The organism is Gilliamella sp. CG25, assembly GCF_046635705.1.
GTDB lineage: Bacteria > Pseudomonadota > Gammaproteobacteria > Enterobacterales > Orbaceae > Gilliamella > Gilliamella apicola_I.
This window is the reverse complement of the sequence record NZ_JBIDFJ010000003.1, coordinates 192740-207356: the sequence shown is the minus strand read 5'-3', so window position 1 is coordinate 207356 and position 14617 is coordinate 192740. Positions and strand designations below refer to the sequence as shown.

General features: G+C 36.4%; 12 protein-coding genes. 6 read left to right on the top strand and 6 right to left on the bottom strand.

The window, feature by feature from the left end; all coding sequences use genetic code 11:
• Positions 1–175 precede the first annotated feature (175 nt).
• Positions 176–1849 (top strand): asparagine synthase B, encoded by a 1674-nt coding sequence (gene asnB / locus ACGH6P_RS03920; protein WP_220216275.1) that lies wholly within the window; start codon positions 176–178, stop codon positions 1847–1849.
• Positions 1850–1940: 91 nt separating this feature from the next.
• Here the strand turns inward: asnB and satP are convergent, their stop codons facing one another.
• Positions 1941–2519, bottom strand: a complete 579-nt coding sequence (gene satP, locus ACGH6P_RS03915; RefSeq protein ID WP_065558513.1) for an acetate uptake transporter — start codon at positions 2517–2519, stop codon at positions 1941–1943.
• Positions 2520–2752: 233 nt separating this feature from the next.
• Here satP and dnaK point away from each other — a divergent pair, with 233 nt between their 5' ends.
• A complete protein-coding gene (gene dnaK / locus ACGH6P_RS03910; protein ID WP_065558514.1) occupies positions 2753–4672 on the top strand; it encodes a molecular chaperone DnaK in 1920 nt (639 codons plus the stop codon).
• Between the two features lie 123 nt (positions 4673–4795).
• A complete protein-coding gene (dnaJ, locus tag ACGH6P_RS03905; RefSeq protein ID WP_220216276.1) occupies positions 4796–5932 on the top strand; it encodes a molecular chaperone DnaJ in 1137 nt (378 codons plus the stop codon).
• A gap of 521 nt (positions 5933–6453) precedes the next feature.
• Here the strand turns inward: dnaJ and grcA are convergent.
• A complete protein-coding gene (grcA, locus tag ACGH6P_RS03900) occupies positions 6454–6837 on the bottom strand; it encodes an autonomous glycyl radical cofactor GrcA (protein ID WP_220216278.1) in 384 nt (127 codons plus the stop codon).
• A gap of 203 nt (positions 6838–7040) precedes the next feature.
• On the opposite strand from grcA, the gene ung reads away from it, so the two are divergent.
• Positions 7041–7718: a uracil-DNA glycosylase gene (ung, locus tag ACGH6P_RS03895; RefSeq protein ID WP_267350237.1), complete on the top strand. Its 678-nt coding sequence runs from the start codon at positions 7041–7043 to the stop codon at positions 7716–7718.
• Between the two features lie 130 nt (positions 7719–7848).
• Here the strand turns inward: ung and ACGH6P_RS03890 are convergent, their stop codons facing one another.
• Positions 7849–8208, bottom strand: a complete 360-nt coding sequence (locus ACGH6P_RS03890) for a DUF805 domain-containing protein (protein ID WP_267350239.1) — start codon at positions 8206–8208, stop codon at positions 7849–7851.
• A gap of 260 nt (positions 8209–8468) precedes the next feature.
• Here ACGH6P_RS03890 and upp point away from each other — a divergent pair, with 260 nt between their 5' ends.
• On the top strand, positions 8469–9095 hold the full coding sequence (gene upp / locus ACGH6P_RS03885) for a uracil phosphoribosyltransferase (protein ID WP_411596755.1): 627 nt from the start codon (positions 8469–8471) through the stop codon (positions 9093–9095).
• 86 nt (positions 9096–9181) lie between these two features.
• On the top strand, positions 9182–10450 hold the full coding sequence (locus ACGH6P_RS03880; RefSeq protein WP_411596754.1) for a uracil-xanthine permease family protein: 1269 nt from the start codon (positions 9182–9184) through the stop codon (positions 10448–10450).
• A gap of 623 nt (positions 10451–11073) precedes the next feature.
• On the opposite strand, the gene lysS is transcribed toward ACGH6P_RS03880, so the two are convergent.
• The 3 genes from lysS to ACGH6P_RS03865 all read right to left on the bottom strand — a co-directional run bounded on the left by lysS (position 11074) and on the right by ACGH6P_RS03865 (position 14512).
• Positions 11074–12588 carry a lysine--tRNA ligase gene (lysS, locus tag ACGH6P_RS03875; protein ID WP_267350243.1) on the bottom strand — a complete coding sequence of 505 codons (1515 nt, stop codon included), beginning with the start codon at positions 12586–12588 and terminating at the stop codon, positions 11074–11076.
• A gap of 30 nt (positions 12589–12618) precedes the next feature.
• Positions 12619–13717 (bottom strand): peptide chain release factor 2 gene (gene prfB, locus ACGH6P_RS03870; protein WP_324101002.1). Its coding sequence is split into 2 segments (ribosomal slippage): positions 12619–13641 and positions 13643–13717, totalling 1098 coding nucleotides; the frame shifts between segments, so codons are not numbered across the junction.
• Between the two features lie 168 nt (positions 13718–13885).
• On the bottom strand, positions 13886–14512 hold the full coding sequence (locus ACGH6P_RS03865; RefSeq protein ID WP_220216282.1) for a Fe-Mn family superoxide dismutase: 627 nt from the start codon (positions 14510–14512) through the stop codon (positions 13886–13888).
• Positions 14513–14617 lie beyond the last annotated feature (105 nt).

Here is a 14617-nt window from a genome sequence, read left to right as displayed (position 1 = left end):
GACTTTAATTGTTTATAAATAGTGTGTATGCTGTCTACCTTTATTATTTGCGCTTTAAGCTGGGTAAGAATAAAGGGCAAAGTAATTTAAAATAAAAAAAATTTTTTCAAATTTTCATATAGTTATTTTTACGTACAAATAGTATCGCGTTTGCGATTTTAAGTGGAGAAAATCAATGTGTTCGATTTTAGGTATTCTTGATATTAAATCAGATCCGGAACAACTACGAACAAAAGCATTAGAACTATCAAGTCTACAGCGTCATCGTGGGCCGGATTGGTCTGGTATTTTTGCTTCTGATAAAGCAATTCTTGCTCATGAACGTTTATCAATTGTAGATGTTAATACAGGATCTCAACCGCTTTATAATAAAGATAAAACTCTCGTTTTAGCGGTGAATGGCGAAATTTATAATCATCAAGAACTCCGAAATCAGTACAAAGATCGCTATGAATTCCAAACAGGTTCTGACTGTGAAGTTATCTTAGCGCTCTATCAAGAAAAAGGAATTGATTGTCTTGATGAACTACAAGGTATGTTTGCCTTTATTCTTTATGATATTAATAAAGGCACTTACTTTATTGGTCGTGATCACATTGGTATTATCCCGATGTATATGGGACACGACGAAAATGGTACATTCTATGTCGCCTCTGAGATGAAAGCGTTAGTACCCGTTTGTAAAACGATTGAAGCTTTTCCTCCTGGATGCTATTTATCGAGCACTGAAGGTGAAATTAAAACCTACTATAAACGTGATTGGATGGATTACGAAAATGTCAAAGATAATAAAACAGACATTAATGCGCTTCGTATAGCATTAGAAGAGTCTGTTAAAAGCCATCTTATGTCAGATGTGCCTTATGGCGTTTTATTATCTGGTGGGCTTGATTCTTCCGTTATTTCGGCAATCACTAAAAAATTCTCAGCGCGTCGTGTTGAAGATCATGAAAAATCTGAAGCTTGGTGGCCACAATTGCATTCATTTGCAGTGGGTTTAAAAGGTGCGCCAGATCTTAAAGCAGCACAAGCGGTTGCCGATCATCTTGGTACAGTTCACCACGAAATTAACTTTACTATTCAAGAAGGTATTGATGCCATCCGTGATGTCATTTATTTTATTGAAACTTATGATGTCACAACTATCCGTGCTTCTACGCCAATGTATTTAATGGCAAGAAAAATTAAAGCAATGGGTATTAAAATGGTGTTATCTGGTGAAGGTGCTGACGAAGTATTTGGTGGTTACCTCTATTTCCATAAAGCGCCAAATGCTAAAGAGTTCCATGAAGAAACGGTGCGAAAATTAGCCGCGTTACACATGTATGATTGTGCACGTGCTAATAAAGCGATGGCGGCATGGGGCGTTGAAGCTCGTGTTCCATTCCTTGATAAGAAATTCTTAGATGTGGCAATGCGCCTTAATCCGAAAGATAAAATGTGTGGTAGTAACGGAAAAATGGAAAAACACATTGTTCGTGAAGCATTTGAATCTTATTTACCTGCGTCTGTGGTTTGGCGTCAAAAAGAGCAATTCTCTGATGGTGTTGGTTATAGTTGGATCGATACTTTAAAAGAGATTGCAGAAAGCAAAATTACGGATCAACAATTGGAAAATGCAAAATTCCGTTTCCCTTATAATACGCCAACGTCGAAAGAAGCTTACATGTACCGAGAAATTTTTGATGAGCTATTCCCGGTTGAAAGCGCAGCACATTGTGTGCCGGGCGGTCCAACTGTTGCTTGTTCTACGGCAAAAGCGATTGAATGGGATGAGTCATTCAAAAATCTTAATGATCCATCAGGCCGTGCGGCAGTAGGTGTACATAATGATGCTTATAAAAAATAAGCGTTAAATGTTGTTATTCATTGATATAAAAAAACGGGGAAATTACCCCGTTTTTTATTGCTCTCATCACTTGTTTTAATAACAGCGACGATTAGTGAGCAGCGCCTTTAGGTGCACCAATTGGTAAAATAGTGCGTCCGTATTGTTCGTTAAGTACTTCAGCCATTGCTAAATAAATCGCACTTGCACCACAAATAATCCCTTCAAAGCCTGCGATATGAATGATGCTGTGATTACCAGAAATATTACCAATTGCTAATAAAGCAAACAGGACAGTTAAACTAGCAAAAACAAATTGTAATACTCGATTACCTTTTAACGTACCGATAAACATGAATGCGGTGAAAATCCCCCATAATGCGAGGAAGATACCAACAAAGGTTGCATCGGTTGGTGCTGTTGCTGGTGAGGTTGGTAAATACCAAATGCCAACAAGCGCAATCCAAAAGAAACCATATGAAGTAAACGCTGTTGTCCCAAAAGTATTACCTTTTCGAAATTCTAAAATTCCAGCGATCACTTGTGCTAGTCCACCATAAAAAATACCCATAGATACGATTGCTGTCATCACAGGGAAAAATCCCGCATTATGAATATTCAATAAAATGGTTGTCATACCAAATCCCATTAGTCCTAGTGGACCTGGATTTGCAAGTTTAGTTTGTTCCATAAGGATCCTATAAAATGTGTCTTAATAAAAAAAGAGCGGCAATAATAAGTGTAGAAAACTTTATAATCAAGATTTATGCAAAAATAATTTTTCATTCCCCCCCTTGATATTAATAATAATGTTCCCATCTATGTGGAAACACTAACATTTCTTTGACTAAGTTAAAGACTTGAAAATCACAATTTCAGTCTTATATATAAGAAATAAAATACAGGTTTTGAGGAGAAAAGATTATGGGTAAAATTATTGGTATCGATTTAGGTACAACAAATTCATGTGTTGCAGTAATGGATAATGGTCAAGCTAAAGTTTTAGAAAATGCTGAAGGCGACCGTACAACCCCGTCGATTATTGCTTACACACAAGATGGTGAAATTTTAGTTGGTCAACCAGCAAAACGTCAGGCAGTAACAAATCCACAAAATACATTATTTGCCATTAAACGTTTAATTGGTCGTCGTTATGAAGATGCTGAAGTACAACGTGATGTGGGTATTATGCCATATAAAATTGTTAAAGCTGATAACGGCGATGCATGGGTAGATGTAAAAGGTCAAAAAATTGCGCCACCACAAATTTCTGCTGAAGTACTAAAGAAAATGAAGAAAACTGCAGAAGATTATCTTGGTGAGCCAGTAACAGAAGCGGTTATTACCGTTCCAGCTTATTTTAATGATGCTCAGCGTCAAGCAACTAAAGATGCGGGTCGTATTGCTGGTTTAGATGTTAAACGTATTATCAACGAACCAACAGCTGCTGCACTTGCTTATGGTTTAGATAAAGATGTGGGTAACCGCACAATTGCAGTCTATGACCTTGGTGGTGGTACATTTGATATTTCAATTATCGAAATTGATGATGTCGATGGCGAAAAAACATTCGAAGTATTAGCAACTAATGGTGATACTCACTTAGGTGGTGAAGATTTTGACTCTCGTTTAATTAACTATTTAGTTGATGAGTTTAAACGTGAACAAGGTTTCGATCTTAAAAATGATCCACTTGCAATGCAACGTTTAAAAGAAGCTGCAGAGAAAGCAAAAATCGAATTGTCATCAGCGCAACAAACGGATATCAACTTACCTTATATCACAGCTGATGCATCAGGCCCTAAACATTTAAATATCAAAGTGACACGCGCTAAACTTGAATCTTTAGTCGAAGATTTAGTTAAACGCTCTATGGAACCAGTGAAAACAGCATTAAAAGATGCAGGTCTTACTGTTTCTGATATTAAAGATGTAATTTTAGTTGGTGGTCAAACCCGTATGCCAATGGTTCAAAAAGCGGTTGCAGACTTCTTTGGTAAAGAACCACGTAAAGACGTTAACCCTGACGAAGCAGTAGCAGTAGGTGCTGCGGTACAAGGTGGTGTATTAGGTGGTGATGTTAAAGATGTATTATTACTTGACGTAACCCCATTATCATTAGGTATTGAAACAATGGGTGGTGTAATGACTACCTTGATTGAGAAAAACACAACTATTCCAACTAAACATAGTCAAGTGTTCTCAACTGCTGAAGATAATCAATCTGCGGTAACAATTCATGTGTTACAAGGTGAGCGTAAACGTGCTGGTGATAATAAATCACTAGGTCAATTTAACCTTGATGGTATTCAAGCTGCACCACGTGGTATGCCACAAATTGAAGTGACCTTTGATATTGATGCCGATGGTATCTTACATGTATCAGCAAAAGATAAAAATACTGGTCGTGAACAAAACATTACCATTAAAGCTTCTTCAGGTTTAAGTGAAGAAGAAATCCAAAAAATGGTCAATGATGCGGAAGCGAATGCTGAAGCTGACCGTAAGTTTGAAGAGTTAGCACAAGTACGTAACCAAGCAGATCACCTTGTTCACTCAACTCGTAAACAAGTGACTGATGCAGGCGATCAATTATCTGCTGATGATAAAAAAGCGATTGAAGATGCGGTAACTGCATTAGAAAATGCTGCTCGTGGTGAAGATAAAGCTGAAATTGAAGCTAAAATCAATGCGTTAATGGAAGCATCAAAAAAATTACTTGAATTAGCTCAACAACAAGCTCAAGCAGATCAATCTGCAGGTCAAGCAAATAATGGTAGCGCTTCGGCACAAGATGATGTTGTTGATGCTGACTTCAAAGAAGTTGATGATGATAAAAAATAATCGTTAACTAAAATGTTTTTTAATGAGTTATTTCAACGAGTTTTAGACATGTAACACATTAAACGGGCGCGAGGTAACTCAAGCCCGTTTAGTTGTTTATGCAATAAAAAATAAAGGTTAATTATGGCGAAGAAAGATTATTATGAAACATTAGGCGTGAGTAAAAGTGCCAGTGAAGCTGAGATAAAAAAAGCCTATAAACGCCTAGCCATGAAATATCATCCTGACAAAAATCAGGATAATAAAGCTGAAGCAGAAGCGAAATTCAAAGAAGTTAAGGAAGCTTATGAAGTATTAACCGATTCGCAGAAGAAAGCGGCTTATGATCAATATGGTCATGCAGCCTTTGAACAAGGGCATGGCGGCGCAGGCGGCGGTGGTTTTGGTGGCTTCGGTGGTTTTGGCGGAGGTTCTGCATTTGATGATATCTTTAGTGATTTCTTTGGTGGTGGTCGTGGACGTAGTCAAACTTCCTCACGCGGTGCGGATCTGCAATATAATATCTCGTTAACACTGGAAGAAGCTGCTGCAGGCGTCAGCAAAGAGATAAAAGTACCGACTTGGGTAACTTGTGATGTTTGTCACGGACAAGGAACTGAAAAAGCTTCAGATGTAATGACGTGTGAAACCTGTCATGGTGCAGGTGTTGTACAAATGCGACAAGGCTTTTTTGCTGTGCAGCAAGAGTGTCCAACCTGTCATGGTCGGGGTAAAGTAGTAAAAAATCCATGTAAAAAATGTCATGGTGAAGGACGAGTTCAGAAAACTAAAACGCTTTCTGTAACGATTCCTGCCGGAGTTGATACCGGTAGTCGTATTCGACTTTCTGGAGAAGGTGAAGCAGGTTTAAATGGTGCACCAGCTGGTGATTTATATGTTCAAATGCAAATTAAACCACATGCTATTTTTGAACGTGATGGTACTAACTTACATTGTGAAATTCCAATTAATATTGCTTTAGCATCGCTAGGTGGAGAAGTAGAAGTACCAACACTTAATGGTAAAGTAAGCTTAACTATCCCTGCTGAAACACAAACAGGTAAAGTGTTCCGCTTACGAGGTAAAGGCGTTAAATCGTTACGTGGAAGTTCAATTGGTGATCTTTATTGCCATGTGGTTGTTGAAACACCAGTTAATTTAACCAGTAAACAGAAGGAATTGCTTAAAGAGTTAGGTGAAAGTTTTAAAGCCGATAAAAGCTCTAAGCACAGTCCAAAAGAGAAAAGCTTTTTTGATAAAGTGAAGAAGTTTTTTGGCTAAAAAGACGGATTTAGCTATAAACGAGATTAGTTTTGCTAATCTCGTTTTTTTATGCTTTTATCTTTGATTTTATTAGATGCTATTACCATAATGTTTAAACATACTCTTTATTATCTACTTTTCGCTGTTTTAAGCGATATATCTTCTCAAATTTAGTAGTACAGCTGTATAAATGCTATTAATAGGTATCCTTCAAAAAGAAATTAAATCTATTGAGATATCGATCGATCTGATTAAATAGAAGTTGCAATTAATGCAACTTTAGAAACTAATAAAAACAGAATTCATTGCCAGAATATAGTTAACAGTTGTTAGAAGTAGGTTGTGGCTTGGTAAAGATGAAGGTATTAGCCATTTATCTTGCTCAGTATATCGCAAGACAAAATAAGATGCTTTCTATATATTTAATGTGATTTCGTTCCAGTTTGATCACACGATTGAGGCTGGGTTGATTGAGCTGATGAATAACAGATAAAAATAAACCCAGTAAGTACTGGGTTTTATAATGTGTTATCAAAAAATTACATTTTAGTTGTAAATGTACGAGCGATAACGTCGCGTTGTTGTTCTGCTGTTAATGAGTTAAAACGTACAGCATAACCAGAAACACGAATAGTTAATTGTGGATATTTTTCTGGGTGTTGTACAGCATCTTCAAGTGTTTCACGACGAAGTACGTTAACATTTAAATGTTGTCCACCTTCAACTTTGATAGTTGGTGCAATATCTAAAGGAATTTCACGATATTCAAACTGACCAAGTTCAGCTGTTGGAATAACTTGATCTTCTTTATATACTGATTTAGCTGCGACACAACGCGCTTCATTAGTTGAGTCATCTAATAACCAAAAAGAATTAAGAAGTGCTGAGTTGTCAGCTTTAGTAATTTGGATACCTGTAATCATTTTAAAACCTCCTATGAGCGTTATTGCCCCTAAAATATTAGGGTTAATATAACACTTATATAATTTGATTAAAGTCAAAAAAAGCTATTAATACGATAAGCTGTACCTTTTATTTAACTTTTAGAGCACTATAGGTTATGATGAGTAAAAATGAGAATTTCTCTGCAAGATATATTCAGTAATTTTTACGGCGTGGACAAACTATGACAACACAATTAACATGGCATGATGTTATTGGTACTGAAAAAGACAAACCTTATTTTCAAAAAATCATGCAATTTGTTACCGCTGAGCGTAATAGCGGTAAAATCATTTATCCTCCTCAACACGATGTATTTAATGCATTTCGTTTTACTGCTTTTAATGACATCAAAGTTGTCATTTTAGGTCAAGATCCTTATCATGGACCGAATCAAGCACATGGACTTTCCTTTTCCGTGTTACCGGGAGTTAAACCTCCTCCTTCGTTACTAAATATTTATAAAGAGTTATCTACCGATATTCCTAGTTTTCAGATCCCTTCTCATGGTTATTTAGCATCTTGGGCGACTCAAGGGGTACTTTTGCTTAATACAGTATTAACGGTGGAAGCTGGTCAAGCTCATTCACATGCCAAAATAGGTTGGGAGACTTTTACCGATAATGTTATAGCGGCTATAGACAAACATCTTGAGGGAGTGGTGTTTTTATTATGGGGATCACCTGCGCAAAAAAAAGGGCAATTTATTAATCGGCAAAAGCATCATGTATTAACTTCTGTGCATCCTTCACCTTTATCAGCCCATCGTGGATTTTTAGGTTGTAAACATTTTTCCAAAGCTAATGATCTTATTGTGCAACAAGGTAAAGCAGCTATTGACTGGCAACCTAAATTACCTTGAAATTAGACATAATTATATAAATTATTGGGTTTTTTGAAAGCGATTTAGAAGTGAAGTTAAACTAAAAATAGTCAATACGATAATGTGTTGTTAATATTCTCATCAGGTTAGCTGATGAGAATAAAAAAACTTACTGAATCCCTTTAGGATTTTCGCCATATTGGTTGCTACCAGGTGTTGAATCTGTAGCTAAAAAGACGATTAAAATAATACCACCAACAAGAGGAATAAGAGCGATCAACATGAGCCAGCCTGATTTATTTGTATCGTGTAAACGACGAGCAGTTACAGCAAGATTAGGTAATAAGCTCCCAAATGCAACAATAAGATATAAGATAGCGCTTAAAGTTTCAGAAATAAAACCTATCACACTAAGATTCACAGCTTGTATAATTAATAAGAATAAAATAAACATCCAGTACTCTTGACGACGAGCACGGCCATTAAAATTAACATAATTTTTTGTAAAACAATTAATAAACCAATTCATCCTATTTCTTTCCTATAAAATTTAATAATTAACAATTAAAAACCACCTTATTAAGGCGGCTGGTTATTCTAATCAAAAAAATTACATAAAACAAATTTTTCATCAATTTTATACTTTTTACATATTATTATCTTTTTTAGTTTTATAAAACTTAGCAATTTAATTTGAGTTTTCTCTCGCTTCTATCTATGTTAAAATCACCCCTCAGTGGTTATTTAAAGTGACCAAAATCTTTCAGCAAAATAACACTGAGGCCCTCCATGAAAATAGTTGAAGTTAAACACCCTCTTGTACGTCATAAAATCGGTTTAATGCGCGAACATGATATTAGTACTAAAGACTTTCGTGCGCTTGCCAGCGAAGTTGGTAGTTTATTAACTTATGAAGCCACGGCTAACTTACCTACTGAAAAAGTGACCATTGAAGGTTGGTGTGGACCCGTTCAAATTGAGCAAATCAAAGGTAAAAAAATAACTGTAGTACCAATCCTTCGTGCCGGTTTAGGTATGATGGATGGTGTGCTTGAGCATGTGCCTAGTGCTCGTATTAGCGTCGTTGGGTTTTATCGTAATGAAGAGACCCTTGAGCCAGTGCCTTATTTCCAAAAATTAACGTCGGACATTGCGGAACGAATGGCTTTGGTTGTTGACCCTATGCTAGCAACGGGTGGTTCAATGGTGGCGACGATTGATTTATTAAAACAAGCAGGATGTAAAAACATTAAAGTATTAGTTTTAGTGGCTGCACCTGAAGGTATCAAAACATTAGAAAAAGCCCATCCAGATGTTGAACTCTATACTGCATCCATTGATGAACGGTTAAATGAACAAGGTTACATTTTACCAGGACTTGGCGATGCTGGAGATAAAATATTCGGCACTAAATAAAATTTCATTTTTTAAACCGGCTTAGCCGGTTTTTTTATGCTTAAAAAATGAGTTTAAAAGATTAAGTTGAAGTGGAGATGATCAACATGTCAAATAAAATAAATGATATACAAAAATCTAAAACATCACAGGAGAAACCTGCTTGGCAAGATATTTTTACTGGTGCACAAATGCTCTTTGTTGCTTTTGGTGCGTTAGTATTAGTGCCACTATTAACGGGTTTAAATCCTAATGTCGCATTGTTTACAGCGGGTATAGGCACATTATTGTTTCAACTCACCACGAAAGGCAAAGTACCGGTATTTTTAGCTTCCTCATTTGCCTTTATTGCACCGATCTCTTTTGGTGTAGCTCAATGGGGGATTCCTGCAACTTTGGGGGGATTGGTTGCAGCAGGATTTGTGTTTATGTTTTTTGCTTTATTAGTCAAACTAAATGGCAAACATGTTATCGATCGTATTTTACCGCCAGTGGTAACTGGCCCTATTATAATGGTCATTGGTTTATCTCTTGCGCCTGTCGCAGTGGGTATGGCAATGGGTAAAGATAGTGGTCTTCAGGTTAAGGATTATCAATTAATTATGATTTCAATGTCCTCATTATTGACTACGCTGATTGTGGCAATTTGGGCAAAAGGGTTTTTCAAACTTGTTCCAATTATTGCAGGTATTGTCGTTGGTTATGTGATGTCTTGGATAATGGGTATTGTCAACTTTCAACCGGTTATTGATGCACCATGGTTTAAGATACCGGATTTCACTTTTCCTGAATTTCATTGGCAAGCTATTTTATATATGATACCTATTGTTATTGCACCAACGATTGAGCACGTTGGTGATATCATGGCGATTAGTTCTGTTACTGGCAAAGATTATACTCGTGAACCGGGATTACAACGCACACTTTTGGGGGATGGGTTAGCAACTTCGACCGCAGGCTTTTTTGGTGGCCCGCCTTGTATTACCTATGCAGAAGTGATTGGGGCCGTCACCTTAACACGAAATTTCAAAACTCGTGTAATGACATGGGCAGCAATTTGGGCGATTTTAATGTCATTTATTGGTAAAATCGGCGCATTTTTGAGTACTATCCCAACTGTTGTTATGGGCGGAATTATGGTGCTTTTATTTGGTTCGATTGCATCCGTTGGCATTAATATATTAATCAAACATAAAATTGATCTTTCCGTTTCGCGCAATATGTGTATTGTTTCATTAGTGTTGGTGTTTGGTATTGGTGGGATGATTTTTGATTTTGGTTCTTACGCATTGCAAGGGATAAGTTTATGTGGCATTTTAGCTATTTTATTAAATTTAATCTTACCTTATCCGAGCAAAACAGTAAAAACTGATTAAGATTAATAGATATCACGGTTAACGAATTAATCGTTAACCGTGATAAATTAAACTAAAGAAAGGGCGCGATATTTTCATAAAATATATCATTCATTTATCAATAAAAAGTGAGTAGACACTCACTTTTTTTAGTCTCTGGTTAATGACTAATGACATGTTATTCGTCGTTTTTCTTAATGGATAAGAAACTTATCCTAATTTTACATTAAATAAAGTTTAATTTTTAGTCCTGATTTTATCACGATGAATGACTATGTTGAGTCCCATTTCTGTGGTTGGTAAGTGATAACTTATTTAATTTTGTAGATTTTAAGAAAATATCATTATTTTTCTGTATTTTATTTATACTGATTCAATTTAAAAAATATTGAATTGTTGAAATACGCTTGATTAAGATGAACTCACATTTTTAGTTGCATGAAAAACATTATTCAGTTTGTATAGAAAAGTCAGTAATGGCTTACTTAATTATTAACAAATTGATAAGCATAAAATATTTTATGAATTTTGGGTATGGTGGAAAGCTAAACTAGAATTATTTTTAGTTGTATAAAAGATATTTGCATTACAATAAAAAACTCACTTATTTGTTGAGATAAGTGAGTTTTCAATAGTAGAGTATCTTATTTTATTGGACGCATGGTTGGGAATAAAATGACATCACGAATAGTATGACTATTCGTAAATAACATCACCGTTCGGTCAATACCAATGCCTAATCCAGCTGTCGGTGGTAATCCATGTTCTAAAGCCGTAATATAATCTTCATCATAGAACATTGCTTCATCATCACCGGCATCTTTTTGTGACACTTGATCAGCAAAACGTTGAGCTTGGTCTTCCGCATCGTTAAGTTCTGAGAAGCCATTGCCAATTTCACGCCCACCAATAAAGAACTCGAATCGGTCTGTAACAAATGGATTTTCATCATTTCGACGAGCCAGTGGTGATACTTCAGCAGGATATTCGGTAATAAATGTCGGTTGAATCAGATTGGCTTCAGCAACCTCTTCAAAAATTTCAGTCACAACTCGACCAAGTCCCCAACCTTTTTCAATTTTGATACCTACTGCGCTAGCAATGGCACATGCTTTATCAAAATCATCCAAATCAGCATTATTGGTTTCTGGACGATAATGGCATATAGCTTCACGCATAGTCATTTTAATAAAAGGTTTACCAAAATCGAAGGTATGTTCACCATATTGAACAACGGTATTACCCGTTACAGCGATTGCCAGACGGCGGAATAATGCTTCAGTTAGCACAATCAAATCTTTATAATCAGCATACGCCATATACATTTCCATCATGGTAAATTCTGGATTATGTCTTGGCGATACCCCTTCATTACGGAAGTTACGATTAATTTCAAAGACACGCTCAAAACCACCGACAACCAGACGTTTTAAGTAAAGTTCTGGTGCGATACGTAAGTACATATCTAAATCAAGGGCATTATGATGCGTAATAAAAGGTTTCGCTGACGCCCCACCAGGAATAACTTGCATCATCGGTGTTTCAACTTCCATAAAGTGATTTTCAAGCATGAAATTGCGAATTTCAGTTACCACTTTTGAACGAGCGATAAATGTATTTCTCGATTCTTCATTTGTGATGAGATCCAAGTAGCGTTGACGATAACGCATTTCTTGATCTGCAAGCCCATGGAATTTATCCGGTAATGGACGAAGTGCTTTAGTTAATAAGCGAATTTCTTCACAGTGAATAGAAAGTTCGCCAGTTTTAGTTTTAAATAAATAACCTTTAGCACCGACAATATCCCCTAAATCCCATTTTTTAAATTGCTCGTTGTAGTAATTTTCGGGAAGATCATCACGCGTTACATAAAGTTGAATTTGCCCAGCAACGTCTTGTAAAGAGACAAAAGAAGCTTTACCCATTATACGGCGCATCATCATTCGACCGGCAACAGTGACAGTAATTTTATTCTCAATTAATTCTTCGTTGGTTTTATCGTCATACAATTTATGAAGATCACTTGAAATAGCATCACGACGAAAGTCATTTGGGAAAGCAATGCCTTGCTCGCGAATATTTGCTAGTTTTTCACGACGTATAGTTAGCTCGTTATTTAACTCTTCAATATGGTTTTGTTGCTCTTGCTGTGTTGACATAATTTTACCTTTTATTTATCACCAAGCAGTTTATAAACCTGCTTTTAAGCTTTCTTCAATAAATTGATCTAAATCACCGTCTAAAACGGCCTGAGTGTTGCGTGTTTCAACGCCGGTACGCAAATCTTTGATTCTTGAATCATCAAGCACATAAGAACGGATTTGACTACCCCAACCGATATCCGATTTGTTCTCTTCCATCTGTTGCTTTTCAGCATTTTTCTTCTGCATTTCAAGCTCATACAGTTTCGCTTTTAACTGTTTCATTGCTTGATCTTTATTACTATGCTGAGAACGATTATTTTGACACTGGGTAACAATTCCCGTTGGTATATGCGTAATTCGAACAGCAGATTCGGTTTTATTGACATGCTGTCCACCAGCACCTGATGCCCGATAGACATCAATACGAAGATCGGCAGGATTGATATCGATATCAATATTATCATCAATTTCTGGATAGACAAAAACAGAAGCAAATGATGTATGACGGCGATTACCCGAATCAAAAGGACTTTTTCGTACTAAACGGTGGACGCCTGTTTCGGTACGTAACCAACCGTAAGCATAGTCGCCTGATACTTTAATGGTCGCCGATTTAATTCCTGCAACATCACCATCAGATACTTCCATGACTTCTGTTGTAAAGCCTTTAGATTCTGCCCAGCGTAAATACATTCGCAGTAACATTTCAGCCCAATCTTGTGCTTCAGTCCCCCCAGAACCTGACTGAATATCTAAATAACAATCTGCGCTATCGTAATCGCCAGAAAACATTCGACGAAACTCTAGCCCAGCCAGTTTTTTTTCTAACTGTTCAAGCTCTAGATTTGCTTCATCAAACGTATCTTGGTCGTCGGCTTCAATGGCAAGTTCAAGCAAACCTTCAACATCGTCAAGGCCTTGAGTTAAAGAATCTATTGTATTGATGATTTCATCAAGCGTTACCCGCTCTTTGCCTAACGCTTGTGCTTTTTCGGGATCTGCCCAGACTTCAGATTGTTCTAATTCGGCATTAACTTCTTCAAGTCGCTCTTTTTTTAAATCATAGTCAAAGATACCCCCGAATCACATCAGTGCGCTCGGTAAGTTCGGCTATTTTGGATTTTATCGGATTAATTTCAAACATGTATTATTTAGTTCGGTTTTGCGATTTTCAATTAATCGCCCATTGTAGCGGATTTAAGTATAATTTAGCAATTGCCAATTTGCAGATACGATGATTGGTAAATAATACCAATAAATAAAAATGACGCATTAAGCGTCATTGATAATTGAGTAACTATACTAAAAACAGTTATTTTTTTGCTTGAGCGTATAACTCAGCAACTTTATCCCAGTTAATTACATTCCAAAATGCACCAATATAATCAACACGACGATTTTGGTATTTTAAGTAATATGCGTGTTCCCAGACATCTAATGTTAAAATAGGCGTACCTGAAACACCTGAGAATTTTTCGCCCATGACAGGAGAATCTTGGTTTGCGGTTGAAACTACTTCAAGTTTACCATTTTGTAACACTAACCAAGCCCAACCAGAACCAAAACGAGTGGCTGCTGCGTTTGAAAATTTTTCTTTGAATGCGTCTACAGAACCGAAATCTTTTTCAATAGCTGCTTTAAGTTCACCTTTAAGCTCGGTACCAACTTTAAGTAATTCCCAAAATAGGGTGTGATTAACGTGACCACCCACATTGTTTTTGATACCTGTTAGTTTATCAGCTGGCACTTTATCTAAATTTTTAAGTAAAGTTTCAGGACATAATTCTTTAAGTTCTGCCGGTAAAGTCTCTAAGAGCGCATTTGCATTATTGACATAAGTTTGATGATGTTTGTCATGATGAAGATGCATCGTTTCCGAGTCAATATACGGTTCTAATGCGTCATAAGCATAAGGTAGAGGTGCAAGAGTGTAAGCCATGAAGATACTCCTTTCAAAAATTAGATATTCGTTATTGCTATATTTTACAGAGTATACGGTCAAATTGCTTATCTCACAATCTATTATTTGAATAGTTCAGAACTA

Bases quoted from the DNA above. Each gene is read 5' to 3' on its own strand.
- ACGH6P_RS03880 (WP_411596754.1), top strand. From the start codon at position 9,182: ATGTCAAATAAAATAAATGATATACAAAAATCTAAAACATCACAGGAG.
- ung (WP_267350237.1), top strand. From the start codon at position 7,041: ATGACAACACAATTAACATGGCATGATGTTATTGGTACTGAAAAAGAC.
- asnB (WP_220216275.1), top strand. From the start codon at position 176: ATGTGTTCGATTTTAGGTATTCTTGATATTAAATCAGATCCGGAACAA.
- dnaJ (WP_220216276.1), top strand. From the start codon at position 4,796: ATGGCGAAGAAAGATTATTATGAAACATTAGGCGTGAGTAAAAGTGCC.
- dnaK (WP_065558514.1), top strand. From the start codon at position 2,753: ATGGGTAAAATTATTGGTATCGATTTAGGTACAACAAATTCATGTGTT.
- lysS (WP_267350243.1), bottom strand. From the start codon at position 12,588: ATGTCAACACAGCAAGAGCAACAAAACCATATTGAAGAGTTAAATAAC.
- ACGH6P_RS03890 (WP_267350239.1), bottom strand. From the start codon at position 8,208: ATGAATTGGTTTATTAATTGTTTTACAAAAAATTATGTTAATTTTAAT.
- ACGH6P_RS03865 (WP_220216282.1), bottom strand. From the start codon at position 14,512: ATGGCTTACACTCTTGCACCTCTACCTTATGCTTATGACGCATTAGAA.
- satP (WP_065558513.1), bottom strand. From the start codon at position 2,519: ATGGAACAAACTAAACTTGCAAATCCAGGTCCACTAGGACTAATGGGA.
- upp (WP_411596755.1), top strand. From the start codon at position 8,469: ATGAAAATAGTTGAAGTTAAACACCCTCTTGTACGTCATAAAATCGGT.
- grcA (WP_220216278.1), bottom strand. From the start codon at position 6,837: ATGATTACAGGTATCCAAATTACTAAAGCTGACAACTCAGCACTTCTT.